General features: G+C 63.7%; 22 protein-coding genes and 1 pseudogene. 9 read left to right on the top strand and 14 right to left on the bottom strand.

Annotated features, from left to right (window positions below; genetic code table 11):
- Nucleotides 1-8 precede the first annotated feature (8 nt).
- The 3 genes from L0U81_RS21100 to L0U81_RS21090 all read left to right on the top strand — a co-directional run bounded on the left by L0U81_RS21100 (nucleotide 9) and on the right by L0U81_RS21090 (nucleotide 4,109).
- Nucleotides 9-1,988: an AI-2E family transporter gene (locus tag L0U81_RS21100; protein ID WP_233805453.1), complete on the top strand. Its 1,980-nt coding sequence runs from the start codon at nucleotides 9-11 to the stop codon at nucleotides 1,986-1,988.
- Nucleotides 1,989-2,152: 164 nt separating this feature from the next.
- Complete coding sequence (locus L0U81_RS21095) at nucleotides 2,153-3,889, top strand: FAD-dependent oxidoreductase (RefSeq protein WP_233805452.1); 1,737 nt, start codon at nucleotides 2,153-2,155, stop codon at nucleotides 3,887-3,889.
- Between the two features lie 34 nt (nucleotides 3,890-3,923).
- A complete protein-coding gene (locus tag L0U81_RS21090) occupies nucleotides 3,924-4,109 on the top strand; it encodes a hypothetical protein (RefSeq protein WP_233805451.1) in 186 nt (61 codons plus the stop codon).
- Nucleotides 4,110-4,167: 58 nt separating this feature from the next.
- On the opposite strand, the gene L0U81_RS21085 is transcribed toward L0U81_RS21090, so the two are convergent.
- Complete coding sequence (locus L0U81_RS21085; protein ID WP_233805450.1) at nucleotides 4,168-4,872, bottom strand: SDR family oxidoreductase; 705 nt, start codon at nucleotides 4,870-4,872, stop codon at nucleotides 4,168-4,170.
- Between the two features lie 419 nt (nucleotides 4,873-5,291).
- Here L0U81_RS21085 and L0U81_RS21080 point away from each other — a divergent pair, with 419 nt between their 5' ends.
- A complete protein-coding gene (locus L0U81_RS21080) occupies nucleotides 5,292-6,320 on the top strand; it encodes an alpha/beta hydrolase (RefSeq protein ID WP_233805449.1) in 1,029 nt (342 codons plus the stop codon).
- Nucleotides 6,321-6,637: 317 nt separating this feature from the next.
- Here the strand turns inward: L0U81_RS21080 and L0U81_RS21075 are convergent, their stop codons facing one another.
- Together L0U81_RS21075 and L0U81_RS21070 are read right to left on the bottom strand one after the other, a co-directional pair.
- Nucleotides 6,638-7,918, bottom strand: coding sequence for an MFS transporter (locus tag L0U81_RS21075; RefSeq protein WP_233805448.1), 1,281 nt, complete (start codon nucleotides 7,916-7,918; stop codon nucleotides 6,638-6,640).
- Nucleotides 7,919-8,061: 143 nt separating this feature from the next.
- The gene (locus L0U81_RS21070; protein ID WP_233805447.1) at nucleotides 8,062-8,841 is read right to left on the bottom strand and encodes a DeoR/GlpR family DNA-binding transcription regulator; all 780 of its coding nucleotides are present in this window, start codon (nucleotides 8,839-8,841) and stop codon (nucleotides 8,062-8,064) included.
- Between the two features lie 528 nt (nucleotides 8,842-9,369).
- Here L0U81_RS21070 and L0U81_RS21065 point away from each other — a divergent pair.
- On the top strand, nucleotides 9,370-9,915 hold the full coding sequence (locus tag L0U81_RS21065) for a hypothetical protein (RefSeq protein WP_233805446.1): 546 nt from the start codon (nucleotides 9,370-9,372) through the stop codon (nucleotides 9,913-9,915).
- Between the two features lie 120 nt (nucleotides 9,916-10,035).
- Here the strand turns inward: L0U81_RS21065 and L0U81_RS21060 are convergent, their stop codons facing one another.
- From L0U81_RS21060 to L0U81_RS21050, 3 genes are all read right to left on the bottom strand, one after another.
- Entirely contained in the window at nucleotides 10,036-11,019 is a 984-nt protein-coding gene (locus L0U81_RS21060) for a 2-dehydropantoate 2-reductase (RefSeq protein ID WP_233805445.1), read from the bottom strand.
- Between the two features lie 47 nt (nucleotides 11,020-11,066).
- Nucleotides 11,067-11,861 (bottom strand): class II aldolase/adducin family protein, encoded by a 795-nt coding sequence (locus tag L0U81_RS21055; RefSeq protein WP_233805444.1) that lies wholly within the window; start codon nucleotides 11,859-11,861, stop codon nucleotides 11,067-11,069.
- Nucleotides 11,862-11,960: 99 nt separating this feature from the next.
- Entirely contained in the window at nucleotides 11,961-13,160 is a 1,200-nt protein-coding gene (locus L0U81_RS21050; RefSeq protein ID WP_233805443.1) for an amino acid aminotransferase, read from the bottom strand.
- Between the two features lie 103 nt (nucleotides 13,161-13,263).
- On the opposite strand from L0U81_RS21050, the pseudogene L0U81_RS21045 reads away from it, so the two are divergent.
- Nucleotides 13,264-13,440, top strand: a pseudogene (locus L0U81_RS21045) (LysR family transcriptional regulator); the annotation flags it as partial.
- On the opposite strand, the gene L0U81_RS21040 reads toward L0U81_RS21045, so the two are convergent.
- The 4 genes from L0U81_RS21040 to L0U81_RS21025 all read right to left on the bottom strand — a co-directional run bounded on the left by L0U81_RS21040 (nucleotide 13,437) and on the right by L0U81_RS21025 (nucleotide 17,061).
- The gene (locus L0U81_RS21040; RefSeq protein ID WP_233805442.1) at nucleotides 13,437-14,261 is read right to left on the bottom strand and encodes a helix-turn-helix transcriptional regulator; all 825 of its coding nucleotides are present in this window, start codon (nucleotides 14,259-14,261) and stop codon (nucleotides 13,437-13,439) included. The pseudogene L0U81_RS21045 and the gene L0U81_RS21040 overlap by 4 nt on opposite strands.
- 101 nt (nucleotides 14,262-14,362) lie before the next feature.
- Complete coding sequence (locus L0U81_RS21035) at nucleotides 14,363-15,262, bottom strand: MipA/OmpV family protein (RefSeq protein ID WP_233805441.1); 900 nt, start codon at nucleotides 15,260-15,262, stop codon at nucleotides 14,363-14,365.
- Nucleotides 15,263-15,623: 361 nt separating this feature from the next.
- A complete protein-coding gene (gene msrA / locus L0U81_RS21030) occupies nucleotides 15,624-16,382 on the bottom strand; it encodes a peptide-methionine (S)-S-oxide reductase MsrA (RefSeq protein ID WP_233805440.1) in 759 nt (252 codons plus the stop codon).
- Between the two features lie 139 nt (nucleotides 16,383-16,521).
- Nucleotides 16,522-17,061, bottom strand: coding sequence for an Lrp/AsnC family transcriptional regulator (locus L0U81_RS21025; RefSeq protein ID WP_233805439.1), 540 nt, complete (start codon nucleotides 17,059-17,061; stop codon nucleotides 16,522-16,524).
- 139 nt (nucleotides 17,062-17,200) lie between these two features.
- Between L0U81_RS21025 and L0U81_RS21020 the strand changes: the two genes are divergently transcribed.
- Nucleotides 17,201-18,217, top strand: coding sequence for a 1-aminocyclopropane-1-carboxylate deaminase (locus L0U81_RS21020; RefSeq protein WP_233805438.1), 1,017 nt, complete (start codon nucleotides 17,201-17,203; stop codon nucleotides 18,215-18,217).
- Nucleotides 18,218-18,251: 34 nt separating this feature from the next.
- On the opposite strand, the gene L0U81_RS21015 is transcribed toward L0U81_RS21020, so the two are convergent.
- Nucleotides 18,252-19,154 (bottom strand): LysR family transcriptional regulator, encoded by a 903-nt coding sequence (locus L0U81_RS21015; protein WP_233805437.1) that lies wholly within the window; start codon nucleotides 19,152-19,154, stop codon nucleotides 18,252-18,254.
- A gap of 137 nt (nucleotides 19,155-19,291) precedes the next feature.
- Between L0U81_RS21015 and L0U81_RS21010 the strand changes: the two genes are divergently transcribed.
- Both L0U81_RS21010 and L0U81_RS21005 read left to right on the top strand, forming a co-directional pair.
- Nucleotides 19,292-20,017: a pirin family protein gene (locus L0U81_RS21010; RefSeq protein ID WP_233805436.1), complete on the top strand. Its 726-nt coding sequence runs from the start codon at nucleotides 19,292-19,294 to the stop codon at nucleotides 20,015-20,017.
- A 95-nt stretch (nucleotides 20,018-20,112) separates the two neighbouring features.
- Nucleotides 20,113-20,526 carry a DoxX family protein gene (locus L0U81_RS21005; RefSeq protein ID WP_233805435.1) on the top strand — a complete coding sequence of 138 codons (414 nt, stop codon included), beginning with the start codon at nucleotides 20,113-20,115 and terminating at the stop codon, nucleotides 20,524-20,526.
- Nucleotides 20,527-20,638: 112 nt separating this feature from the next.
- Here L0U81_RS21005 and ahpF read toward each other — a convergent pair whose 3' ends face one another.
- From ahpF to prpR, 3 genes are all read right to left on the bottom strand, one after another.
- Entirely contained in the window at nucleotides 20,639-22,231 is a 1,593-nt protein-coding gene (gene ahpF, locus L0U81_RS21000) for an alkyl hydroperoxide reductase subunit F (protein ID WP_233805434.1), read from the bottom strand.
- A 171-nt stretch (nucleotides 22,232-22,402) separates the two neighbouring features.
- Nucleotides 22,403-22,966: an alkyl hydroperoxide reductase subunit C gene (ahpC, locus tag L0U81_RS20995; RefSeq protein WP_233805433.1), complete on the bottom strand. Its 564-nt coding sequence runs from the start codon at nucleotides 22,964-22,966 to the stop codon at nucleotides 22,403-22,405.
- A 148-nt stretch (nucleotides 22,967-23,114) separates the two neighbouring features.
- Nucleotides 23,115-25,136 (bottom strand): propionate catabolism operon regulatory protein PrpR, encoded by a 2,022-nt coding sequence (gene prpR, locus L0U81_RS20990; protein WP_233805432.1) that lies wholly within the window; start codon nucleotides 25,134-25,136, stop codon nucleotides 23,115-23,117.
- Between the last annotated feature and the right edge of the window lie 169 nt (nucleotides 25,137-25,305).

Below are 25,305 nucleotides of genomic sequence, written 5' to 3'. Positions count from 1 at the left end.
CTCTTCACATGAAAATATCGCTGCCACCGCCGCAAGGACGGCCGAACCGCGTTTACCCGCCGGGCACGCCGGGCCTGCATGGGCTCGTGTCGCTGATCACCGGCGTCGTAGTCGTGTGCGCGCTGTACTTTGGCCGGGAGGTACTCATTCCGATCACGTTGTCGGTGCTGCTGAGTTTCCTGCTCGCGCCGCTCGTGCAAATGTTGCGGCGCTTGCACATGGGCCAGTTGCCGTCGATCTTCATCGCGGTGCTGTTCGCGCTCGCCTCTCTGCTCGCAGTCGGCGCGCTGATCGGCGCGCAACTCGTGCAGCTCGCGAACGCTCTGCCGCAGTATCAGGAAGCGATCGAGCAGAAGATTGAAACGGTGCAGGAAAAGACCGTCGGCCGCGCCGATTCGTTGATGTCCAGCGCGGCCACCGCGCTGCAGCGCATGGCGCCATCGCGACCCGCTCCGCCGCACCCGACCGGCCGCGCCGCGCGCAATGCGCCGCAGGTGCCGCAACAGGTCGAGGTGCACGAGCCCGCGCCGACGCCGGTGCAGCTCGCGCAGCGCGCGCTGTCGCCGGCCATCGCGCCGATCGAGACGACCTTCATCGTGCTCGTCGTGACGATCTTCATTCTGTTGCAGCGCGAGGATTTGCGCGATCGTCTGATCAGCCTGTTCGGCTCGCGCGACCTGCACCGCACGACCACCGCGATCGACGACGCCGCCGGGCGCCTGTCCCGCTATTTCGTTGCGCAGCTCGGCGTGAACCTGAGCGTGGGCGGCATCATCGCGATCGGGCTCGCGATCATCGGCGTGCCCGGCGCGCTGCTGTTCGGCGTGATGGCCGCGCTGCTGCGCTTCGTGCCGTACATCGGCATCTGGATCGCGGCGATCCTCGCGTTTTTGCTCGCTGCCGCGATCCAGCCGCAATGGACCATGGCCGTCCTCACGCTGATCCTGTTCATCGTCGTCGACGTAGTCGCCGGACAGATCGCCGAGCCGCTGTTGTACGGTCATCGCTCGGGCCTATCGCCGCTCGCGGTGGTCGTCGCGGCGATTTTCTGGAGCTGGCTGTGGGGGCCGATCGGCCTCGTGCTGTCGACGCCGCTCACGCTGTGCGTCGTCACGCTCGGGCGCTACGCGGACCGGCTCAACTTCCTGACCGTGCTGCTCGGCGATCAACCCGCGCTGACGCCCGCGCAGACCTTCTATCAGCGCCTGCTCGCCGACGATCCGGACGAGGCAATCGTGCAGGCCGAGCGGCTGTTGCGCGAGATGTCGCTGATCGACTACTACGACAAGGTCGCGCTCGAAGGCCTGCAACTCGCGCGCAACGACGCACTGCGCGGCGTGCTGATGCCCAACCAGTTGCAGCGGATCAACGACGCGCTCGTCGATATCGTCGAGAACCTCGAAATCGCCGAAGGGCTGCGCGATACGCTGTCGCCTGGCGGACCAGCGGACGCGGGTAGCGCGCTGCTCACCCCGGCGTCGGATCTGGGGTCACCGGACGCGGGTAGCGCGCAGCGCTCCGGCAGCGACCTGTTCACACGCTCGCGACCGTCGGACGAAGCGGGCAAGGCGGCGGTGCTGTGCGTGCCCGGCCGCGGCGCGTTCGACGAAGTGACGACCGCGATCGCCGTGCAACTGCTGAACCGCCAGGGCTTCTCGCCGCTGATGGCGACGCACTCGGGCTATCGCAGCGCGCACGCCGACGAGCCGAGTTTCAAGGACGCGTCGATCATCTGCATCGTGTCGCTCGACGCGCCCGAATCGCCCGCGTATCTGCGCAACATGCTGCGACGCACGCGCGAGTGGCGGCCGCGCGCGACGCTCGTGGTCGGCGTCGGCGTCGGCGAGACGCCGGAAACCAGCATCGAGCTCGATGCGGCCGGCGAGCTGCACGCGTCGCCGACGTTCCGGGCGATGATCGAGGCATGTCACGCGGCGACGGGCGCGCAGGCCACGCGGCACCCGGCGCAAGCGGCCGGCGCGGGCTGAAGCCACCGCGGCCCAGGGCGGGCCGGTTAGAAATAACCGCGAGGATGCGCGAGCGCCTCGCGGTTTTTTTGTGCCCGCGCGCAGCCTTGTACCCAAAATGAGGACAGCCGCGCGCGCCCGTAACCGCATACTGCGCGGACAACGCAAGAAAACTGGAGACATGCATGACCCGCCCGTTCAAGCCCTATCCGTTCGCGCCGCGCCACTATCCGGCCGTGGTGCCGCCGCTCGTCGACGGACGGGATCGCGAGGCGCGCGCCGTTGCGATCGTCGGTGGCGGGCCGGTCGGCATGACACTCGCGCTGGCGCTCGCGCGCCACGGCGTGCGCTCGGTGCTGATCGAGGCCGACGACAGCGTCTGCACCGGCAGCCGCGCAATCTGCATCTCGCGACGCAGCCTCGAAATCTTCAAGCGGCTCGGCGTCGTCGACGGCTTTCTGCAAAAGGGGCTGGCGTGGACCGGCGGGCGCAGCTTCTATCGCGACACTGAGGTGTTCCGCTTCGCGATGCATCAGGACGACGAGCAATCGCTGCCGCCGATGATCAACATCGCGCAGTATCAGATCGAACAATTGCTGCTCGACGAAATCGAACGGCACGCCGGGCTCGTCGAGGTGCGCTGGCAAACGAGTGTGACGGACATGGAGCAACGGCCGCAAGGCGGCGCGACCCTGACGTTGCACAGCGCCGATCCTGACGATCCGCAACGCACGAACTGGAAGATGGACGCCGCGTGGGTCGTCGCCTGCGACGGCGGACGCAGCACGATCCGCGACCTGCTCGGGCTCAAGCTCACCGGCACCACCTACGAAGGCCGCTATGTGATCGTCGATATCGAGCTCGACAGCACGCGCGCGACCGAACGTCTCGCGTATTTCGATCCGCCGTCGAATCCGGGCTCGACCGTACTCGTGCACAAGCAGCCCGACAACGTGTGGCGCATCGACTACCAACTGCGCGACGACGAAGATCCCGACGCCGCCGTGCTGCCCGAGAACGTGATGCCGCGCGTGCAAAGCGTGCTCGACTCGATGGGCGAAACCGGCGCGTGGTCGCCGATCTGGATCACGATCTACAAGGCCACTGCGTTGACGCTCGAACGTTATCGGCACGGCAGCGTGCTGTTCGCGGGCGACGCCGCGCATCTGGTGCCGATCTTCGGCGTGCGCGGCGCGAACTCCGGCATCGACGACGCCGACAATCTCGGCTGGAAGCTCGCTTGTGTGATCAAGGGGAACGCGTCGCCCGCGCTGCTCGACAGCTATAGCGACGAACGCGTGTACGCGGCGCGCGAGAATCTCAGCTACGGCATGAAAAGCACCGAATTCATGGCACCACCGACCTTTGCCTTCGATCTAATGCGCACCGCCGTGCTCGGGCTCGCCGAACGGCATTCGGCGGTGCGGCCGCTGATCAATCCAAGGCAGACGCATGCGATTGCGTATCGGCAATCGCCGCTGAACTTCGCAAGCGACGGCGCCGATGCGTTCGATCGCGGCCCCGCGCCTGGCACCGTGCTACCCGAATGCCGGCTGCTCAAACAATCGGACGATGGCGCGCGCACCGGCACGCATCTGACCGATCTGCTCGGACCGTGCTTCACGGCGTTGCGCTTCGACGCCGGCCACGCGAACGACGCCGACGCATGGCAAGAACTGCACAAGACGCTGACCAGCAACGGCATTGCGTTCAACGTGATCAATATCGTCAAGGCCGAAGCGCAACCGGGAAACGGCCTCCATGCAATCGACCCAACCGGACGCCTGCACGACATGCTCGATGCGCAACCCGGCACCGTCTATCTGATCCGCCCCGACGGCCACGTGCTCGCGCGCTGGCGCAACGGCAGCGCGGCGGCTGTGCGGCGCGCGCTCGATGCCACGCTGACCAGGCAGAACTAACGCGGCAAGGACAAGAACAAGGGCAACTCACATCATGACCGATAGCGATCTCGACCTCGTCTATACGACGCTGTGCAACACACTGACCCAGCAAGGCGAAGCGCAGGCGTCGCTGTATCTGGCGCGCCTCGCGCTTTTGTGCCTGACCGAGCTCGACGACCCGCGGCGAGCGTTGTCGTTGATCGAAGCGGCCAGATTGCCGGCCGCCGCAGCGGCCTAGCCCATATGCAAGGAAACGGAATTCCTTGGACGCGCGACGGGTGAGCGCTCCGGCGCCGTCAGTGCGCCGTCGGCTCGTTCAGATAGACGCCCGTCGACAACCCGGCCTTCACCTGCCGCGTGAGCTCGTCGGTGGACACTTCATCCGCCCCGGCCTCGATCGCGTCGTATGCCTGACGCACGACGTCGTCCGGCATCGCCTTCGGCACTTCCATTCCACGCGTCAGATCCGTATCGATAAAGCCCGCATGCAGCCCGATAACCTGCGTGTGCTGCTCGCGCAGCGAATGACGCAGGCCGTTCGTCACCGCCCACGCAGCCGACTTCGACACGCCGTAGCCGGCGAGGATCGGCCGGTTCACCCAGCTTGCAACCGACAGCACGTTCAGGATCGCGCCGCCGCCGTTGGCGGCGAGGTTGCCCGCGAACGCACGCGACATCGCCAGCATCCCGAACACGTTGGTTTCGAAATGATCGCGCAACGCGTCGAGCGCGCCGTCGTCCATCAGGCTGCCGAGCCGCGCGATGCCCGCATTGTTGATCAGAAGCGTGACGTCGCGCGCAGCGTCTGCGGCAGCGGCCACGGCCGCCGGATCGGTCACGTCGAGCTTCACGGGCACGACGCCCGGCAGCGTCACGCTGGCCGGATCGCGCGCTCCCGCATAAACCTTGCGCGCCCCTCTTTCGAGCGCCTGTTTCGCGAACTCGAGGCCAAGCCCGCGGTTCGCGCCCGTCACGAAAACGACAGCACCTTCGATCTTCATATCCCATCCTTTCGCATGATGAATCGCCTGCGGCCCCGGGAGCGCTGGGTGCGAAGGCGTCGGTCGGCCAAATTACGAAATCCTCTCAGCCTGACGCTACCCGTTGGATTTGGAACGGACCTTGGCCGTGTCCCTCGAACGGCGACGGTCAAGGGCCTCATGACTCTCAGTTGCAGCGCACGATAGACGAGACGTTTGCTAACGCAACATACCTTCGAAGGCGAGTCGAGACTGTACCGGCGGTACCGCTCGAATGAAGATCGAGCAAGATTAGCTAGGCGCACGCGTCAACCATAGGCGACCATGTCGCAAATTGCACGATCCACACTACGCTCGCTCACGTCAACGCCGCAAACCCGAAGGACCAGTGGCAGACTGACATCCACGCTCCGTTGCGCCATTCGATGTCGGAGGCAGCCTTGAATATCTTGCTCGGAACAGGGATTTTTCTTGCGGTAGTCGTCCTGATTGTCTGCGTCGCTATCGCGATGGTGGCGACCTCGCCACGTCCAGCGCCAGCGGAGAAAGACGTTTTCGGATTTGCCTCGCTGCAACCGACACCCGATGCTGAATTGCCACCTCTTCTCCGCTACCCTGCCGCAGACGGCGAGCAGCTAGCCTATCGCTTCTACGATTCTTCGGCGGACCAGATTTTGATCTTCATACACGGATCGTCCTATCACGGACGCTCCTACCATGCGCTGGCCTCCGCTGTGAGCGCATCCGGTGCGGCGAAGGTCATTCTGCCGAATCTCCGTGGTCACTATCAGTCTGGCCGCCATCGAGGGGACGTCGAATACATCGGTCAACTGGAAGACGACATTGCCGATCTGATCGCCGAACTGCGAATACAGGGGCACCACGGACAGGTCATCCTCGGAGGACATTCAAGCGGTGGCGGATTTGTGATTCGCTTCGCCGGAGGTGCTCACGCGAACCTGGTATCGCGGTTCATGTTGTCGAGTCCCGTCATTCCCACTTCCTCGACCCTCAGAGAGGGTTCAGCCAGTGGCTGGGCGCAGCTTCACACGCGACGACTCATTGGGCTCGTCATCCTGAATGCACTCGGCATTCGCGGATTCAATGCGCTTCCGGTCATCGACTTCAACAAGCCCGTGCGATTCTGGGACGGTACCGAGACACTTTCATATTCCTACCGCCTCAGCACGTCTTACCACCCGCGTAACCGGTATGTTGTGGACCTGCGAAAATTGGCGGGCAAAGCGATAGTCCTCATCGGCGAGCGTGACGAGGCCGTTGATGCTCAGCGCCTTCAGAAACTGTTCGCTCGAGAATCCCCTGCAAGCCTGTTCAAAATCCTTCCCGACACGGACCACTTCGGGATCTTCACAAGCGCCAACGTGCAGAAAGTGCTAATCGAGTGGTTAGCGCAAGGTGTGGAGACACATCCGTTGAACACAACAACTGGTGTTGCTCATGTAACGTAGTCGAAGGGCTGCTTTTGGGAAATTCGACCGGTGACTCCCGGTCGACTACCGCCGATCGCATCGGGCGAAAGTCGGTAGAGTCGAGATGTCGCGCGGTGGCAGTAGGTTCGGTTTGTCTGTTGTCCGCCCTTTTCGTCTGGCGGTGCCCGAGCAACCTCGCCCTAACTCCGTTTCCACACCCCGCTCTAAACACTCTTCTGATAGGGTCCGGCTGGTAACTCTTCTGCCCGTGAGAGATGAGGCATCGGAGAACGGAGAGTGATGGTGCTGCGGTTACTCGCCCGATCTCCTCGAATCATGCCGCCGCCCGGTATGGGTCAAGTTGAGGTCTCGGTCGTGGTCCGCCTTGATGGGGAGGTCGAAGCGGCCGAAGAAACTGGTCGGGACAAATCGGTCTTGAAGCTTTCGGTGCGAGCCATCAAAACCAGTCCGATAACGGCGACGCCAGCGAAAAAGGCTGGCAGCAGGAAGACTTTGGGAAGATCCAGCAACGCTACACCAAGACCGCCCGCGATGCCTCCTAGCGCCGACGCGAGCGCCGTCGAACTCATGAAGATGGCCGATGCAGTCGCTACTGCGCTCGGAAGCAGACGCTGGGCGACGATGATGCCCAGCACCATAAATATGCCCCAAACCCCGCCCATGAAGATCTGCCCGGCGAACATGCCCGCCGCGGACGGCCAGAACGCAAAGCACAGATTCGCAAACACTCCCAGGGCGGCCGCGATACACATCAGCCACACGTTGCCAATCCTGCGGCCGAGCCCGATGCTAAAGGGCATGATTAGCAGCTCGATGAATGGCTGTATCCCGATGACGGCTCCTCGTACGGCCGGACTCAGCTTGAGGTGCTCTTCCATGTAGATCAGCAGGAATCCGTACTTCACGGGCTCCCCTGCGTAGACCAGGACGAAGAGTCCTGTAAACGTCAGCAGTGGAAGCATGGCACGCAGGCTGGCATGTCGAGCGGGTTCACCCGTCGAATCCGGCTTCCGTTCGGCGATGGGGTGCAGCGTTCCGAGAGGTGCGATCTGCAAAAGCGTGCAGATGGCCGCCATCCAGAGCATGGGGCGCAAGCCGTAGGTAGCCGCCACCCACGCTCCTGTGACAGGCCCGACGATCCACCCGCCAGTAAGCGCCATGCGGATGATGGCAACGACACTTTCATTTGCGCCGCCGGGCTTGTGGCTGAGTTCATCATGGACGGCCGCAAAGATCTGCGAGGCGGACGCACCGGAAACTGCCAGCAACGCGACGCCGAGGAAGAAAGGCATCCACACCGAAGTAGAGAGCGCGAGCCCGGCCCAGCCAACAAAGCCGGCCACAGCACAAATGCGAAAAAGACCGAGGCGATTTCCCGTGCGGTCGGAGTAGCGACCCACGAAATAGCCTGCGACGGGAGCTGCAAGACTGGTCAGGTAATAGAGCCCCGCCAATGGCAGCGAGGCGCCGAGTTCCTTCACCAGGAACAGAACGATCTGTGGCGCGGCTGCTGACGCGCCGAGACCCGACAGAAACATTGCAATTGTCGAGCCGAGAAAAAGCCTCGAAGCTGCAACCTGGCGCAGTGCGGATCTATTACCGTCTTGATCAGACATGACGTAACGAACTCCCTGGTGATAGAAAAGATCGATGGGAAAATGCGGAAACTATTCTCGTTGGCCGGCAATCGAGCCTCTTCGACAAGTAGTCAACGAATCCGACGCCGAAGGGGACCATGAAGTTTCGCCTTGCCGCCCGCCTACAGGTCGGCGGACGCGGCCACCAGCACCTTCGGACCAGCCTTGGACAGGGATACGCGCTCTGCGCGCGGCAGATCGTGTTCGACGACAACGCATTCGATCGCTCCGATGCCGATAATCCGATGAGCTGCCCGGGTGGTGAACTTGTCAGTAGTCACCAGAACCACGCTGCGCGCGCTGGCAGCAAGGGCCGCGCGTTTGAAGATGGCGTCGGCCAGGCTGAAGGCGCTGATACCGCCTTTTGACGATATGGCGCACGAACCAATGAAGCATCGATCGATATTCATCTGCGAGATGCTCAGCACAGCACTGGCATCGACGCATCCGCCGACTACCGGATCGACCGCTCCGCCAATCATGATGAGTTGCAGATCAGAGCGGCGAAGCACGGCGGCGGCAATGTCGATGGAATTGGTGGCCACGATGAGTTCACCGTCTTCGGGCAGTACTTCAACGAGAGCAAGATTGGTGCTGCCGCTGTCCAGAAACAGGAGCTCGTTTGGTTGAATCAGCGGCGTCGCCGCGCGAGCCAATGCCGCCTTCCTCTCACGCGCCTCATCCATGCGGGCCGCCATAGGAGCAGACGTGGGCGTGATGGGCAACGCGCCTCCGTAGACCCTGCGGCACAGTCCCTCAGCGGCGAGTGCGCGGAGATCGCGACGAATCGCATCTTCCGAAATATTGAATTCGATGGCAAGCGTAGCCGCCACAACCGGCTGGCCGAGGGCGAGCCGACGTGCAATCTCGTCGCGTCGTGCGAGGGGAATATTGTCATTCATGGGCGCAGCTTACTGTGCACAATCAAGAATGTAAACGTGCACAATCATGCATTTTTGGGCAACGAGAATGTCATGTGCCGGTGGTACGGCGGGTGCGCCAACCAATTGAATGTTCAGGCGAAGGATCGATTTACGCTGCAACCGGATCAGAGTGTGCTGATCGTCGGATGTGCATCGGAAACCGAAGTCGCTACCAAGGCTCCCTCACGGCCAACGAGCCGTCGCGGTACTTCAATGTTCGGCCAAAAGCGCTCCTACCCAGTCGCATGGCGAACGTCTGTTGATAAGCGGCAGCTCAGACTTCGACCGACATTCTGGCCGACGCCCCCTCCAATCTGTCTGGTTGCACCGCCTGAATTTGCCTATAACAAAGACCGAACAGGTGGCAAACATGCTGCAACCGGCCCTCGAATTGGCCATTAGCTAACCGCAAAGCATCATCAGCCTCTCGGCCACAAGTCCCGAGGCCACTTTATCCGTCAGTCCGACCCGCCTGCTGCGCTACTTCAACCAACCGGGAGACACGTCATGAAGATGATGGGTTTGCTGGGGCTGCTGGCGAGTGCCGTTGTGCAGGCTCAGGTCGCCCTGCCGTTGCCGTCGGCATACCCGACGCTGCTCGGCGTCTCGTGCGGCGGTGTACATGTGGCCAGCTATGTCACAGGATTCGACAAGAACGGGTATATCCGCGGCGAGATCTACGCGTGGACCCGCTGCGGCGGATCGGGGCGCGGCGGCGGCTACCATAGCCAGGCCTATCAGGCTTGGTACACCATCGTGTGGGACCTGCACCGGAACTACAAGCTGCTGCCATATGACAACCTGGTTCCCGACCGGGAATTCACGGCCACCGACGCACATGGCAACAGCATTCTCGACACCTGTTCCGGTACAACCTTTGGACAGCCGGCTTGCGTCGCCAGCGCCTATATCTACTATGTTCCGCCCACGATGACACCGATTTCGGATACCGTCCCCGTCAACCAGGCGTGCGGGCAATCGGCGGCGCCGAACACGGCCGTGGGTGCCAGTTCAACGGTCGGCGCGTGCTTGTCATCCGGAGCGGCACAATGAGTTCTAGATAATGCACGGGAGCGTCGACAGGCCACCGCGAGTCGCGAATGGATCGACAATGACGAATTCGCGGCATGAGTCCGGCCAGCCCAACGAATTCCGCTTCCCTGCCCCACGACCTCACTGCTTCGGATACAACCCCAACATACTCGCATGCAGCCGCGCGAGCCCGAGCAACGCATCCGTATAAGGCGTCGGCACGCGCGTGAGCTGCCCGAGTTCGCGCACCGCACCCACCAACGCGTCGAGTTCGACCGCCTTACCAGCCTGCACGTCCTGCAGCATCGAAGTCTTCATCGCACCAAGCTTCAGCGTGACCGCATGACGGTCCTCGGGTGCCTGGTCGATCGGGATGCCGAAGCGCGCGCCGATTTCCTTCGCCTCCAGCATGACGTGCGTGACGAAGCCGCGCACGAGTTCGTCGCCGAGGATCCGGTCGGTCGTCGCGCCGGTGATCGCACTGACCGGGTTCATCGTCATGTTGCCCCACAGCTTGAACCAGACGTCGCGCTGGATCTGCGCCGAGACCGTCGCGTTAAAGCCCGCCGCCTGCAGCAGCGCGGCGAGCAGCTCGACGCGCTCGCTCGGCTTGCCCGACGCCTCGCCGACGATCAGCCCGTTGCCTTGGTGATGCCGGATCACGCCAGGCGCATCGATCAGGCAACTGGCATGCACGACGCAGCCGACCGTCTGCGCGGCCGGGATCGCGGCGGCGATCGCTCCATCGGGATCGATCGTCTTCAGGCGCTGGCCGGCGAGCTCGCCGTCGAGGCCGTCGCAGAACCACCACGGCACGCCGTTCATCGCCGTCAGCACGACGCTTTCCGGGCCGAGCAGCGGCTTGATATGCGCGGCCACCGCCGCCATCGCCGGGCCCTTGACCGCGATCACGACGAGTTCCTGCACGCCGAGGTCGGCCGGCTTGTCGCTCGCCTTCACCTGCTCGGCGTAGATCACGCCGCCTTCGATCAGTCGCAGACCATGCTGGCGTACGGCGTCGAGCGTCGCGCCGCGCGCAACTACGCTCACCTGATGCCCGGCCTGCGCGAGCTTCACTCCCATCCGGCCGCCGATCGCGCCGGCGCCATAGATCGCTACGTTCATCGCCTGAATCCTTACCTGTTGCTCTGTTTAGTGCCGCGTGACTTCGGTCATTGCCGGTAGCTCACATCGATCCGATCGACCCGCCGCACCAGCGCATCGAACACGTCCTGCCCGGCGCCGTGGCGCGGGTCGAACTGCAACGCGTCGCGCGAGCAGCGAATGGCGACCTCCTCCGGCACCGGCCGCGCGCGGCCCATCGAGAATGTCGCCATCTGGATTTCGCACGCGCGATTGAGCGTCCACAGAATCGCGAAGGCCTGCGGCAACGTGCGACCCCACGACAGCAGACCGTGATTGCGCAGGATCACCGCCTGTTTGTCGCCGATATGCGCGAGCAGCCGCGGCCCCTCTTCCGCATGAACCGTGATGCCCTCGAAGTCGTGATACGCGATCCGATCGTGCAACTGCGCGCTATAGAAGTTGGTTTGCTGCAAGCCCTCTTCGAGACAGGCCACCGCGACGCCCGCCGTTGTATGCGTGTGCATCACACAGTGCGCGTCGCGCAAGCCCTCGTGAATCGCCGCATGCACGACGAAGCCGGCCGGGTTCACCGGATACGGTGAGCCGTCGAGCACGCGCCCCTGCGCATCGATCTTCACCAGATTGCTCGCGGTCACTTCGCTGTAGTGCAGCCCGAACGGGTTGATCAGGAAGTGCCGCTCTGCGCCGCTGACGCTTGCGGGCACACGCAGCGTGATGTGGTTGTAGATCATCTCGGTCCAACCGAGCAGATCGAAAATCCGGTAGCACGCCGCGAGTTGCACGCGCGCCTGCCATTCGTCCGGATGCATCGTGGCGGATCTGGGCGAGCTTGCCGGTTGCGCTTCGAGGGTCGTGGCCATCGTCAGTGTCTCCATGATCGTCGTTGTGACGGCGCGCCAGTGCGCGCCGCCCATCCGAATTCACCCGTGCTGCAACGGCGGCCAGACCGCCGGGCGATTTCAGGCGCCCGACACCACCGCCGCGATCGACGACGCAACATAGTCCGCGTTGCGCGCGTTCAGCCCCGCGACGCACATGCGCCCCGAGCGCAGCACGTACACCGCGTATTCGTTGCGCAGACGCTCGACCTGGCTCTCGGACAGGCCCGTGTAGGTGAACATGCCGCGCTGCGCGACGTAGCGCGCACGCATTACTTCATCGACGCGTCCGTCGAGCCCCGCGTGGATCACGTTGCGCATCGCCAGAATACGCTCGCGCATCGCGCCGAGTTCGGCTTCCCACGACGCGCGCAGCGTCGCGTCGGCGAGCACGTTGGCAACGAGGCGCGCGCCGTGCGTCGGCGGATTGCTGTAGTTCGCGCGCACCGCCGACATCAGCTGGCCGGCCACGCGCGCGGCTTCGTCGGCGCTCTTGCAGACGACGCTCAACGCGCCGACGCGCTCGCCGTACAGCGAGAAATTCTTCGAGAACGAATTCGCGACGATCAGCGGCACGTTCGCGTCGGCGAGCAGGCGTACCGGCGCTGCGTCTTCTTCGAGGCCCGCGCCGAAACCCTGGTAGGCCATGTCGACGAACGCGATCAGCTTGCGGCGCTGCAAAACGGGCGTCAGTTCGGCCCATTGCGCCGGGCTCAGATCGACGCCGGTCGGGTTATGGCAGCACGCGTGCAGCAGCACGACGCTCTTTTCCGGGAGCGCGTCGATCGCGGCGAGCATCTCGGCGAAACGCAGGCCGCCCGTTTGCGGGTCGTAGTACGGATACGTGTTGACCGTCAGGCCTGCGCCTTCGAAGATGACGCGATGGTTTTCCCAGCTCGGATCGCTGATCCACATCTGCGAGCCCGGGAAATAGCGCTTGAGGAAATCGGCGCCGACCTTCAGGGCGCCCGAGCCGCCGAGCGTTTGCAGCGTTGCGATCCGGCCTTCGGCGCGCGCCGCGCTATTCGCGCCGAACACGAGCGCCTGCGCGGTGTCGCGATACAGCGGCAGACCGGCCATCGGCAGATACGAGCGCGGGCCGATCGCGTCGAGCAGAGCGGTTTCGGCGCGGCGCACCGCGTCGATCATCGGCAGCTTGCCGGCGTCGTCGAAATAGATACCGATGCTGAGGTTGACCTTGTTCGGCCGGGGGTCCAGCTGAAAGTCCTCGTTCAGGCTCAGAATCGGGTCGCCCGGATAGGCGGGAATATGGTCGAACATGACGGGTCCTTGAAGGCGGCCTCTGAAGGCCTGTTGTAGCGGTCGTCCGCGCGGCGCAGGACGACAGGGCAAACCTCAAGTCTAAGCGGGTTTGCCGGGCTAAGTCGACCCGCTTGCGCGCACGTTCGGGCTCGTAGTGAAGCGCATCGTCGATCCGGAAACGATTCGCGAACGCTGCGTGTATCGCTCGACCGAGCGTGCGCTGTCGCCATCGGCCGATGGTTTTGCGGATTTCGTGATGCCGTGGATGAAACGCTGGGATCGGCAGACACGCAGCTAAGGCTGCACGCACAGCGCGAACAGTTGCCGCTGATTCGAAATTCCAAGCCGCGCATACGCGCGCTTCTGATACGTGACGACGCTCGCGGGCTTCACGCCCATCTGCCCGGCGATCTCGGCGGCGCTGGCGCCTTCGAGCGTGCCGCGCAGCACGTCGAGCTCGCGCGGCGTCAGCGCCGGACACACGCGCCGCACGCGTGCGAGCATCGCCGCGCCGGTGCCCTGCTGATGTTGTCCGTTCAGCGCGTAGTGGCTCTTCGCCGCATGCGCGAACAGCGGCGCGACGCTTTCGATCCGCTCCAGTTCGCCCGGCGCAAACACGCCGTACGCGCGGTCGCGATACAGGTTGATCGACAGCCACACGCCGTCCACCGGCCGAACGAGCAACGAAAGCCGGTCCGACACGTTCGGCTGCGCGTAGCAGGCCGCGCGATACGCTTCGTTTTCGATTTCGTCGCCGTGTTGCTGATGCAGCACCAGCGCATCGCGCGACGGCGCGTGCCGCCGGTGGTTCGCCGGGCCGATGATCGCGCGATTGCCGTCGAGCGCATAGAAATGCGTGGCGTAGCGCTTGGCGACATCGCGCAGAAAATGCCCACCGCGATGATCGGCCGCCGACACGGTACGCGGCCGCGCATCGAACTCATACGCGAAGATCGTGCACTGCGAGACCGGCAGCGACAGCGACTCATCAACCGTGCGCAGGATGCTCGCGGCGAGCGCATCGGCGTCCGGATGGGAGATCGCCATGACGAGATCGGTAGCGAGCGCGGTGCTGATCTGGCCGCTGCGCTGCGGTGATACGAGACGCCAGGAACGCATGATGGGATTCGTGTTTTCGCTGCGTGAATTCGGTTGCGCCAAGCGTAGCACAGCGAGGGCTAGCCCCACGGCGTCGCAGTGTGGTGGCGGCGTCGCCGCGTTCAGAACCAATAGTTGATCGACACGTCGGCGACACCGGTCGCCCGGCTGCGCGTGATCGGACTGTTGCCCGCGCTGCCGACGAGCTGCTCGAACGCGCCGTCGGCGGTCGCGAACCAGTGCTTGCTGAACAGCCAGATCAAGCTGACGCCGAAGCCCACCGACTTGAAGCCCGCGCTCGCGTGGTACTTCGGATACTGCGAGTGCGCGGCCTGCTCCTGATTGACCCCGAACCAGCTGTTCATGTAATCGGAGTCCGCAAGCACCACGTTCGGGCCCGCGAACCAGAAGAACTGCTCCGTGCTGCCCGGCATCGGCATATAAGCGCCGAGATCGCCGATCCAGCCGTTCGATCCGCCGAAATAGCGGCGGATATCGGCGCGCAACACGAGCGGAAAATTCCTCGACACGACGTACTCGCCCGAGAGTTTCAGACCCGGCGCCGGGTTGATGTTGCCGAGCCCGTTGAGTTCCTGGGGATCGTCCTGCGCGCGTCGTCCAAGGTCGTAGACCGCGGCGAGACTCATGCGCCATTTCTCGCCCTGAGCGAAATTCACGCCGAAGCCTTCGCCGCTCGACAGAAAGAACAGATCCTTGTAGCGCACGTCGATGCTGGGGCCAGCCACCACGTGATAGCGGTCAGAACCCTCGAAGCGCGGCTGGAACGAGGTGGCCATGCCGAAGCGCAGTTGCCAGTCAGGAATATTCGGCTCCCACATCTTCTGCAGTGGAATACCCGCCGAGTATTGCCATTCGCCGAGCGGCGAAGGCGTTTGCGCGACGGCCACAGCCGGCACGCAGGCCATCACGCCCAAGGTCGCGGCGACGAGAGGACTCGCCGCGATGCCGGGTTGTTTGTGGCGAGGCATGGCGCCCCGCTTCTTTCTACGGCTGCTCAACACCAGACGCCTCCGATCCCGCTCGTCGCGAAGAGGTTGGGTTCTCGCCCGGGGTCCAGTGCGGACCCAAAAGCCAGGACGACCGCCGCACTGCTACTTACGGCGTGTAATTTTTTCCAGTCATTGACGCGTGCTGTGCGATGCACACGAGGCGCTGCGAGCCCGCGGAGCCTGCCGGTTGTATGGCCATTGCGCGCCGTCCGCGCGCCGCGTCAACGCGGCAACGTGGACGATGACCAACGGCTCAGCGGTTCGCAAGATATGCGCCAAGTCTGTGGAGGATTGATGACGGTCGCGACGAAAGGAGTAACGGAGATCGGGTCAGGTGGGGAAGCGGCGCTACTTGCGCCGCTGTTCGGAGAGCTTATTGCCCGGCTTCCACGAGCACCGGCTTGTCGCGATACAGGTTGGGGAACAGGCGCTTCAGATTGGCGATTTTCGGCATGTCATTGAACACGATATAGGCCGAATCGGGATGCAACGTCAGATAGTTCTGGTGATACGACTCGGCCGGATAGAAGCCCTTGTACGGCTCCGTCTTCGTGACGATCGGCGCGGGGAACACGTGCGCCTTGTCCAGCTGCGCAATATAGCTTTGCGCGACGCGCCGCTGCGCGTCGTTCAGCGGAAAGATCGCGGAGCGGTATTGCGTGCCGCTGTCGGGACCCTGGCGATTCAGCTCGGTCGGGTCCTGAACCACCGAGAAATACACGTGCAGCAACTGGCCGTACGTGACCTTGCCGGGATCGAACGTGACTTGCACCGATTCGGCGTGCCCCGTCTGGCCGCCGCTGACGGTCTCGTACTCGGCGCTCTCGCGTGAGCCGCCCGAGTAACCGGACACCGCCCGCGTGACGCCGCGCACATGCTGGAACACGCCTTGCACGCCCCAGAAGCAACCGCCCGCGAACACCGCTGTTTCCTCGTGCGCGGTGCTGGCCGGAATCGGTTCGTCGAGCGCGGGCGGCGCGATCACGACGGCGTTCTCCGCCGATAACGCGACGGGTTGCGCGAGCACCAACCCGAGCGCGCCCGCGCCGAGCAGCAACGACAACGCAGCGGCCCGTGAGCGTTTCGAGGTGTCGTGGAACGATGTAAAGAACTGCCGAGTGTTGCGAGTCATGATGGTCGCTCCGGAAAAGTGCCGACGCTCACCTGCCGCGGCGCGATGCTGCTTGCGCCGCGCGCGGGTGCGCCGATGCTTGGTCGCGCGAGCGCGGCATTTATGACAGCATGCGCGTTTTCGACGCCGGCCGCGCGGCTCACAGCGGAAATTTCGTGGTCGAGAGGATTTCTTTCAGCACCATGAACGAGCGGATTTGCCGCACGCCCGGCAGATAGAGCAACTGCTCGGCGTGCAGGCGATTGAAGCTGTCGCTGTCGCGCGTGCGGATCACCATGAAATAGTCGAACTCGCCTGTCACCACATGGCACTCCATGCAACCGGCCACTTTCTGCGCGGCCTTTTCGAACTCGGCGAACGACTCGGGCGTCGAGCGATCGAGCACCACGCCGATGATCACGAGCATGCCCGCGCCGGCTGCCTTCGGATCGAGCAGCGCGACCACGCCACGAATCAGCCCCGACTCCTTCAGCCGTTCGACGCGCCGCAAACATGCCGGCGCGCTTAGCTTCACTTTCGCCGCAAGCGCGACGTTCGAAATCGACGCATCGGTTTGCAACTGCCGCAGGATTGCCCGGTCGATGCGATCGAGCGCGTGGTGGGGATCGGCCTGCGTCGGGGAGATAGCGGTGGTCCTTTCAGAAGATTTCGATCCGGCACGAACTTTTATTGCGTTCATCGGTGTATGCACGAAGTCTTGTTAGTAATGAGACGTTCCTTGATTTCTAAAAATACGTCCAGGCCATTTTTTTCGCAAGCTTATTTCTAGCGGTTTTTCCTAACATGAACTCACGGAAATCACTCACCACGGAGCCGCGATGAACCTGCAACGATTCCCCCGCTATCCGCTCACCTTCGGACCGACGCCGATCCAGCCGCTCAAACGTCTGAGCGAGCATCTCGGCGGCAAGGTCGGGCTCTATGCCAAGCGCGAGGACTGTAATAGCGGCCTCGCATTCGGCGGCAACAAGACGCGCAAGCTCGAATATCTGATCCCCGACGCGCTCGCGCAGGGCTGCGACACGCTGGTATCGATCGGCGGCATCCAGTCGAATCAGACGCGCCAGGTCGCGGCGGTGGCCGCCCATCTCGGCCTCAAATGCGTGCTCGTGCAGGAAAACTGGGTCAACTACTCGGATGCCGTGTACGACCGCGTCGGCAACATCCAGATGTCGCGCATCATGGGCGCCGACGTGCGGCTCGTGCCGGACGGCTTCGACATCGGTTTTCGCAAGAGCTGGGAAGACGCACTCGACAGCGTGCGCGCGGCCGGCGGCAAGCCGTACGCGATTCCGGCCGGCTGCTCGGATCATCCGCTGGGCGGGCTCGGCTTCGTCGGCTTTGCTGAAGAGGTGCGCCAGCAGGAAGCCGAATTGGGCTTCAGGTTCGACTACATCGTCGTGTGCTCGGTGACGGGCAGCACCCAGGCGGGCATGGTAGTCGGTTTTGCCGCCGACGGCCGCGCCGATCGTGTGATCGGCATCGACGCATCGGCGAAACCGGCGCAGACGCGCGAGCAGATCACGCGCATCGCAAAGCGGACAGCCGAGAGCGTCGAGCTAGGCCGCGACATCACTGCCAAAGACATCGTGCTCGACGAGCGTTACGGCGGCCCGGAATACGGTCTGCCCAACGACGGCACGCTAGAGGCGATCCGTTTGTGCGCGCGGCTCGAAGGCATGCTGACCGATCCGGTGTACGAAGGCAAATCGATGCACGGCATGATCGACAAGGTCCGCAACGGCGAATTCCCGGCCGGCTCGCGGGTGCTGTATGCACATCTGGGCGGCGTGCCCGCGCTGAGCGCGTATAGCTTTATTTTCCGTGACGGTTGACGGGGTTTAGCCGACGCGCGTCGGCGGTTCCGCTTCAGGTTGAGCGTGAACCCGGCAGCTTTTTCTTCAGATGCTTGCGCAGGAACTCGACGAATGCCCGGATCGTGACCGAGCTTTGCCGATGCTGCGGATACACCGCATAGACGCCCGTCGCCGTCGGCAGAAACGCTTCGAGCACGGGCACGAGTTGACCGCTTGCCAGCGCATCGGCGACGATGAAATCAGGAAGTCTAACGATTCCGAGTCCCGCGACGGCCGCATCGCGAATCAGATCGCCGTTATTGGCTCGCAACGGCCCGTGCACCTCGACACTCTTCACCGCGCCGTCGACGCTGAACTCCCAGCTGACCGCGCCGCCGTGGCCGTATAGCAGACACTCGTGACTCGCGAGGTCGGCCGGCACGGCTGGCGTGCCACGTCGCCGCAAATAGCCCGGGCTGCTACACGCGAGCATCCTCACATCGATCAGCTTCTGCGCGATCAGCGACGAATCCGCCAGCGTGCCGATGCGGATCGCCATGTCGAAGCCCTCGCCGATCACATCGACAGCGCGGTCGCTCAACTCCATGTCGAAGCGCACGTCGCGATGCTCGCGCAGAAACGCCGCGACGAGCGGCGACAGATGCATCATGCCAAACGACATCGGCGCGCTCACGCGCAGCAGCCCGCGCGGCCCGGCGCGGCGTAGCGACATGGCCTGCTCGGCGTCCTCGACCTCGCCGAGGATGCGCTTCGCTCGCTCGTAGAACTCCTGGCCGAGATCGGTCACCGCCAGCTTGCGCGTGTTGCGAATCAATAGTTGCACGCCGAGCGCTTCCTCAAGCGCCATCACGCGGCGGCTCACGAACTGTTTCGACAGCGACAGCCGGTTCGCCGCGGCGGTGAAATTGCGGGCGTCGACGGTCGCGACGAAGATCCGCATGTCATCGAGTTGCATCGTATTGTCCACTCCACGGCGACAGTGTTTCCGGTTATGTCGTGATTATAGCCATCCGGATTGACTTACACTGTCGTTCATGGATCGCAGCCAAACATCTGGCCCGGATCGCACAACAAAACTCAAGGAGAAACAGCATGCTCGAAATCAGACAAGCCAATCAACGTGGCCGCGCGGAACACGGCTGGCTCAGTTCGCGTCACACGTTTTCGTTCGCGCATTATCACGATCCGAAGCAGAACGGCTTCTCCGACCTGCTCGTGATCAACGACGACCGTGTCGCGCCGGCGCAAGGCTTCGGCAAGCATCCGCATCGAGACATGGAGATCTTTTCGTACGTGCTCGAAGGCGCGCTGGAACACAAGGACACGATGGGCACGGGCTCGGTGATCGTGCCCGGCGACATCCAGTTGATGAGCGCGGGCACCGGTGTCGCGCACAGCGAATTCAACCATTCGAAGAGCGAGCCGGTGCACTTCCTGCAAATCTGGATCGCACCGGCCCAGCAAGGCACGAAGCCGCGCTATCAGCAACAGCACTTCGGCGCGGCCGACAAGCGCGGCGTGCTGCGGCTCGTGCTGTCGCCGGACGGTGCGAACGGTTCGCTGCAGTTGCAACAGGATGCGCGCGTGTATGCCGGTCTATTCAACGGTGACGAAACCGCGCGGCTCGAACTCGCGAGCGACCGCTATGCGTATGTTCATGTGGCGCGCGGCAGCGTCACCGTGAACGGCGTCGAGTTTGGCGAGGGTGACGGCGCACGCGTGCGTGGCGAAGAAGCGCTGACGTTCTCGCAAGGTCGCGACGCGGAAGTGCTCGTGTTCGATCTGCGCAATATCGAAACGTCGGCGCTGTGGGCATAAGCGCTCCGCTTGCGCCGCGCTTGCCCCAGCCGAACACGGCTCGCTGGACGAATATTTCCAGCGAGCCTGGCCTCTCTACCCTATCGTGAACAATCATGCGCTACACACTGTTTGAAAACCAGAAAGACGTCGTCCTGCTCGTCGCTCGCATCCTGCTCATGGTGCTCTTCGTGCTGTTCGGCTGGTCGAAACTGACAGGCTTTTCTGGCACCGTCGCTTATATGACGTCGACCGGCGCGCCCATGCCTGAATTGTCAGCCGTTATCGCAGTGGTGATGGAGCTGGTCGTGGGTGTCGCACTGCTGGTGGGATTTTTCACGCGGCCACTGGCGCTGCTGCTTGCGGTGTATACGCTCGGCACCGCAATCATCGGCCATCACTACTGGAACATGACGGGCGCGATGCAGTACGACAACATGATTCATTTCTACAAGAACATCGGAATCATCGGCGGGTTGCTGTTGTTGTGCGTAAGCGGCCCCGGCAAGTATTCGTTCGACCGACGTTGATGACGATTGCCGTGCCCTAACGAAACAAGGCCCGCGTGCATGCGGGCCTTGTTTCGTGCGCAAACTGAAACGGCGGCCCGAAGGCCGCCGCTTGGATGTTTCCTCAACCGGATCACACCGCTGCTTCAGCCTCCGCTTCGCTTGGTTCCGCGACTTCCTCGCTGTTGCGGATCAGATGATCGAACGCGGACAGCGATGCCTTCGCGCCCTCGCCCACCGCGATCACGATCTGCTTGAACGGCACCGTGGTCACGTCGCCGGCGGCGAACACGCCCGGCACCGACGTCGCGCCGCGTGCATCGACGACGATCTCGCCATGCTTCGACAGCTCGACCGTGCCCTTCAGCCACTCGGTATTCGGCACGAGACCGATCTGCACGAACACGCCTTCGAGCTCGACGTTCTTCACATCGCCCGAAGCGAGGTCCTTGTACACCAGACCATTGACCTTCTTGCCATCGCCGGTGATTTCCGTGGTCTGCGCCTGGGTGACGACCGTCACGTTCGGCAGGCTTCGCAGCTTGCGTTGCAGCACTTCGTCGGCACGCAGCGTCGGGCCGAATTCGAGCAACGTCACTTCGCGCACGAGACCGGCGAGGTCGATCGCCGCCTCGACGCCCGAGTTGCCGCCGCCTATCACCGCGACGCGCTTGCCCTTGAACAGCGGACCATCGCAGTGCGGGCAATACGCGACGCCATGATTGCGATACTCGCGCTCGCCCGGCACGTTGATTTCGCGCCAACGCGCGCCGGTCGCGAGAATAATCGTCTTTGCCTTCAGCACGGCGCCATTCGCCAGACGCACTTCGTTGATGCGCCCCGGAATCAGCGCTTCGGCGCGCTGCACGTCCATGATGTCGACGTCATAGGCCTTCACGTGCTGTTCGAGCGCGGTCGCGAACTTCGGTCCTTCGGTTTCCGTCACGGAGACGAAGTTTTCGATCGCGAGCGTATCGAGCACCTGGCCGCCAAAGCGCTCGGCCACGACGCCAGTCGCAATACCCTTGCGCGCCGAGTAAATCGCCGCCGCCGCGCCAGCCGGGCCGCCGCCGACGATCAGCGTGTCGAACACCGGCTTGTTCTCCAGTTCCTTCGCAGCGCGCTCGTCAGCGTTGGTGTCGAGTTTGGCGAGGATTTCCTTCACGCCGCTGCGGCCCTGGCCGAACACGTCGCCATTCAGGAACATCGTCGGTACCGCCATGATCTGGCGCGCTTCGACTTCGTTCTGGAACAGCGCGCCGTCGATCGCGACGTGACGGATGCGCGGATTGATCAACGCCATCACGTTCAGCGCCTGCACGACTTCCGGGCAGTTCTGGCACGACAGCGAAAAATACGTTTCGAATTGATAGTCGCCGTCGAGGCTGCGGATCTGTTCGATCACCGCATCGTCGAGTTTGACCGGATGGCCGCCGACCTGCAGCAGTGCGAGGACGAGCGACGTGAATTCATGCCCCATCGGAATGCCGGCGAAACGGATGCCGGTGTCCTTGCCCGCTTCGCCAATTGAAAACGAAGGCTTGCGCTCGCTGTCGTCGCGACGCTCGATGACCGTGACACGCTCCGACAACGTCGCGATATCGTTCAACAGGGCCAGCAGCTCCTGGGACTTCGCGCTGTCGTCGACCGACGCAACGAGTTCAATAGGCCTGCTAACTTTTTCGAGGTACGACTTCAGTTGAGTCTTGAGATTGGCGTCAAGCATGGCGTGGCGATTCCGTGACGAGGGGTGTGGGTGTCCCGGCGCCGCACACGCCGGATAGGACGTGTACAGCCCAGGGGCGCGCGAAGCGCCGTATCAGGCGGTTCGCGCGGTGATGCGCCGGGAAGGACCCGGAACATGCAGACTACGAATGCAGCGTGCGCTGCATGGACCTTAGATCTTGCCGATCAGGTCGAGCGACGGGGTCAGCGTTTCTGCGCCCGGCGTCCACTTGGCGGGGCACACTTCACCCGGGTGCTTCGCGATGTATTGCGCAGCCTGAACCTTGCGCAGCAGTTCGCCAGCGTCACGGCCGATGCCGTTGTCGTGGATTTCGCACAGCTTGATTTCGCCTTCCGGGTTGATCACGAACGTGCCGCGCAGCGCGAGGCCTTCTTCTTCGATCAGCACGTCGAAGTTGCGCGAGATAGCGAGCGTCGGGTCAGCCAGCATCGGGTACTTGATCTTCTTGATCGTGTCCGACGTGTCGTGCCAGGCCTTGTGCGTGAAGTGCGTATCGGTCGAGACGCTGTAGATTTCGACGCCGATCTTCTTGAACTCTTCGTAACGATCGGCCAGGTCACCCAGTTCGGTCGGGCACACGAACGTGAAGTCGGCCGGGTAGAACACGAAAACCGACCACTTGCCCTTCAGGCTTTCTTCGGTGACGGTCTTGAAATCGCCATTGTGGTAAGCCTGTGCCTTGAACGGTTTGACTTGACTGTTGATGATCGGCATTTGCTGAATCCTCTCTCTGGGTGGTTGGAAAGTGGAGTCAGTATGTCAGACTGCGCTTAATAGGTAAAGCGGATTGTATTAATGACTTCGATAGTCTGACCCTATTCAATTTGTCGGTTCAAACTATCGGGTCGATTAGCGGGAGGTTTCAGCCCTTCAAAAGCCGCCACAGCGTGGTTCGGCCGATGCCGAGCGCGCGGCTCGCCGCGGCGCGATTGCCGCCCGATTGTTCGAGGGCGTGCAGCGCGTCCTCGCGGGTTGGGGCGACGCGGGGCGCCGTGCGGCTGGATACCGCGTCCCGAGGCGCTGGAGTCAGCCGCTCAACGCCGGCCGGTCTGATTCGCGCGAATTCGGGAAACACCGCCTGCCAGTCCGGCGAGGCGTCGGCGGGCAAGTTCCCGGACAGGTCGCTGGCCACGTCACCGACATAAATGGCCGCACGCGCGAGCAGATTTTCCAGCTCGCGGACGTTGCCGGGCCACGCGTAGTTCGCGAATAGCGGATCGAGAAACGCGAGCACCCGTTCGAGCGCTGCCACCGACAAACCGTACTGCAGCGCGCTGCGCTCCAGCAGATGCCGCGCCAGCGGCGCGATGTCGGCGCGGCGTTCGCGCAGCGGCGGCAGTTTTATCTGAAGCAGATTCAACCGGAAATACAGGTCCGCGCGAAACGCGCCCTGCTCGACGAGCGCATGCAGGTCGCGGTGCGTCGCGGCGATCACGCGCACGTCGACGGGCGTGGCACGGCCCGCGCCGAGCTTCATCACCTCGCGTTCCTGCAGCACGCGCAACAGCCGGCTTTGCAGCGCCGCCGGCATTTCGCCGATTTCATCGAGAAAGATCGTGCCGGTGTGCGCGATTTCGAACAGCCCTGGCTTGCCGCCGCGACGCGCGCCGGTGAACGCCCCTTCCTCGTGCCCGAACAGCTCGCTTTCGATCAGCCCCTCGGGCAGCGCCGCGCAGTTGAACGCGACGAAGGGATTGCCGCGCCGCCGGCTCGCGTTGTGGATGCCCTGCGCGACCAGTTCCTTGCCGGTGCCGCTTTCGCCCGTCAGGAGCACGGTCGCGTCGTGCGCGGCGCCGGCGCGCGCGAGCCGGCGCACGCGCTCGAGCGCCACCGAATCGCCGATCAGATCGTCGAGCCGATGCCGCGCGACCAGATGCCTCGGTCGCTGGCTGGTGCGCAGCGAACGGTCGATCCGCTGCGCGACGAGCGCGTCCTGCGCAGTCACGACGAAACCGGAGCGCGCGCCCTGCTCGACGATCGGCACGCAGTTGACAATCAGCGCGCGAGCGCCGATCTGCTCGATGCGTTCGTCGAGCGGCTGCTCGGCGGCGCGGGTCTCGCGCAACAGCGGCGCGAGCGCGCGCCCGACCCGCGCGGGGATGTCCTCGTCGTCCCTCGGGAGCGCCTGCGCGGCGCTGAGACCGAGCAGGTCGAGCATCGCCGGGTTGACGGCTTCGAGCTGGCCCACTTCGTCGAACGCGGCGACCCCGTCGCGCAGATGTGCGACGATCGTGTTCAGACGCACCCGCTTCGATTCCTTCTGGCGGCTCACGCGCGCCAGTTCGACCGAGCGCTCGAACGCTTCCTCGACCGCGGCCAGCGAGTACAGGAACACGCTTTCCATGCCGGCCTGTTGCGCCAGATCGCAGGCCATGCCGGCCCCGACGACGACGCGGCAGCCTTGCGCGGCGAGCTGATCGACCGCGAGCCGCACTTCGTCGATCGACCGGTACGCGCGCTGGCGCAGATCGACGTTCAGGAGCGGGCTCAGGTCGGTCAGTTCCTGCGCGATCGCTTCATGCAGCACCAGTCCGATACGCGCTTGCGGCCAGGCAGCGGTGGCACGTGTAATCGCGCTCAACACGTCGAAGCCGTTCACCTTGACCATCACGACCGGCACGCTGAGGTTCTCGCGCAGGTACGCGCCGTTCGAGCCGGCGGCCAGCACGACGTCGACCGAACCCGCGTCCACGTAGGCTTGCAGCGCGGCGACGGCCGCGCCGTAGCCCTCCCGCACCGTGAAGAATTTCGCGCGGCCGGCATAGCGCGGCGCCACCGCCTCGCAAAGCGATTGCAGTCGGCTGATACTGACGAGTGCGACGCCGGGGCGGCCGGCATCGACGGCGGGACTCGGATTCGTGACGAATGGCGTGAACGTGGACACCGCGGCTCTCCCTGATTGAAACGTTCCGAAAAACGTTTCATGAAACGTTCCACAGATTGTGCCACGAACTTCCCAGCCGAGCCCATTTCGCGCAAACCCTTGTTCCAGTGGATCGAGCCGCGAAACGCCAGGCAATGGCACGCTTCCTGCACAATGTCGCCCGCGTTCC

Origin of the sequence: Paraburkholderia sp. HP33-1, from assembly GCF_021390595.1 — a bacterium.
Lineage (GTDB): Bacteria > Pseudomonadota > Gammaproteobacteria > Burkholderiales > Burkholderiaceae > Paraburkholderia.
The sequence above is the reverse complement of the archived record's forward strand: the minus strand, read 5'-3'. Positions and strand labels throughout refer to the sequence as shown.

Coding starts and splice junctions, on each gene's coding strand:
- L0U81_RS21070 (WP_233805447.1), bottom strand. CDS start 8,841: ATGAATGACAATATTCCCCTCGCACGACGCGACGAGATTGCACGTCGG.
- L0U81_RS21075 (WP_233805448.1), bottom strand. CDS start 7,918: ATGTCTGATCAAGACGGTAATAGATCCGCACTGCGCCAGGTTGCAGCT.
- L0U81_RS21100 (WP_233805453.1), top strand. CDS start 9: ATGAAAATATCGCTGCCACCGCCGCAAGGACGGCCGAACCGCGTTTAC.
- L0U81_RS21040 (WP_233805442.1), bottom strand. CDS start 14,261: ATGCGTTCCTGGCGTCTCGTATCACCGCAGCGCAGCGGCCAGATCAGC.
- msrA (WP_233805440.1), bottom strand. CDS start 16,382: ATGACTCGCAACACTCGGCAGTTCTTTACATCGTTCCACGACACCTCG.
- L0U81_RS21065 (WP_233805446.1), top strand. CDS start 9,370: ATGAAGATGATGGGTTTGCTGGGGCTGCTGGCGAGTGCCGTTGTGCAG.
- L0U81_RS21025 (WP_233805439.1), bottom strand. CDS start 17,061: ATGAACGCAATAAAAGTTCGTGCCGGATCGAAATCTTCTGAAAGGACC.
- L0U81_RS21010 (WP_233805436.1), top strand. CDS start 19,292: ATGCTCGAAATCAGACAAGCCAATCAACGTGGCCGCGCGGAACACGGC.
- L0U81_RS21050 (WP_233805443.1), bottom strand. CDS start 13,160: ATGTTCGACCATATTCCCGCCTATCCGGGCGACCCGATTCTGAGCCTG.
- L0U81_RS21055 (WP_233805444.1), bottom strand. CDS start 11,861: ATGGCCACGACCCTCGAAGCGCAACCGGCAAGCTCGCCCAGATCCGCC.
- ahpF (WP_233805434.1), bottom strand. CDS start 22,231: ATGCTTGACGCCAATCTCAAGACTCAACTGAAGTCGTACCTCGAAAAA.
- L0U81_RS21095 (WP_233805452.1), top strand. CDS start 2,153: ATGACCCGCCCGTTCAAGCCCTATCCGTTCGCGCCGCGCCACTATCCG.
- L0U81_RS21020 (WP_233805438.1), top strand. CDS start 17,201: ATGAACCTGCAACGATTCCCCCGCTATCCGCTCACCTTCGGACCGACG.
- L0U81_RS21005 (WP_233805435.1), top strand. CDS start 20,113: ATGCGCTACACACTGTTTGAAAACCAGAAAGACGTCGTCCTGCTCGTC.
- L0U81_RS21085 (WP_233805450.1), bottom strand. CDS start 4,872: ATGAAGATCGAAGGTGCTGTCGTTTTCGTGACGGGCGCGAACCGCGGG.
- L0U81_RS21060 (WP_233805445.1), bottom strand. CDS start 11,019: ATGAACGTAGCGATCTATGGCGCCGGCGCGATCGGCGGCCGGATGGGA.
- L0U81_RS21090 (WP_233805451.1), top strand. CDS start 3,924: ATGACCGATAGCGATCTCGACCTCGTCTATACGACGCTGTGCAACACA.
- ahpC (WP_233805433.1), bottom strand. CDS start 22,966: ATGCCGATCATCAACAGTCAAGTCAAACCGTTCAAGGCACAGGCTTAC.
- L0U81_RS21015 (WP_233805437.1), bottom strand. CDS start 19,154: ATGCAACTCGATGACATGCGGATCTTCGTCGCGACCGTCGACGCCCGC.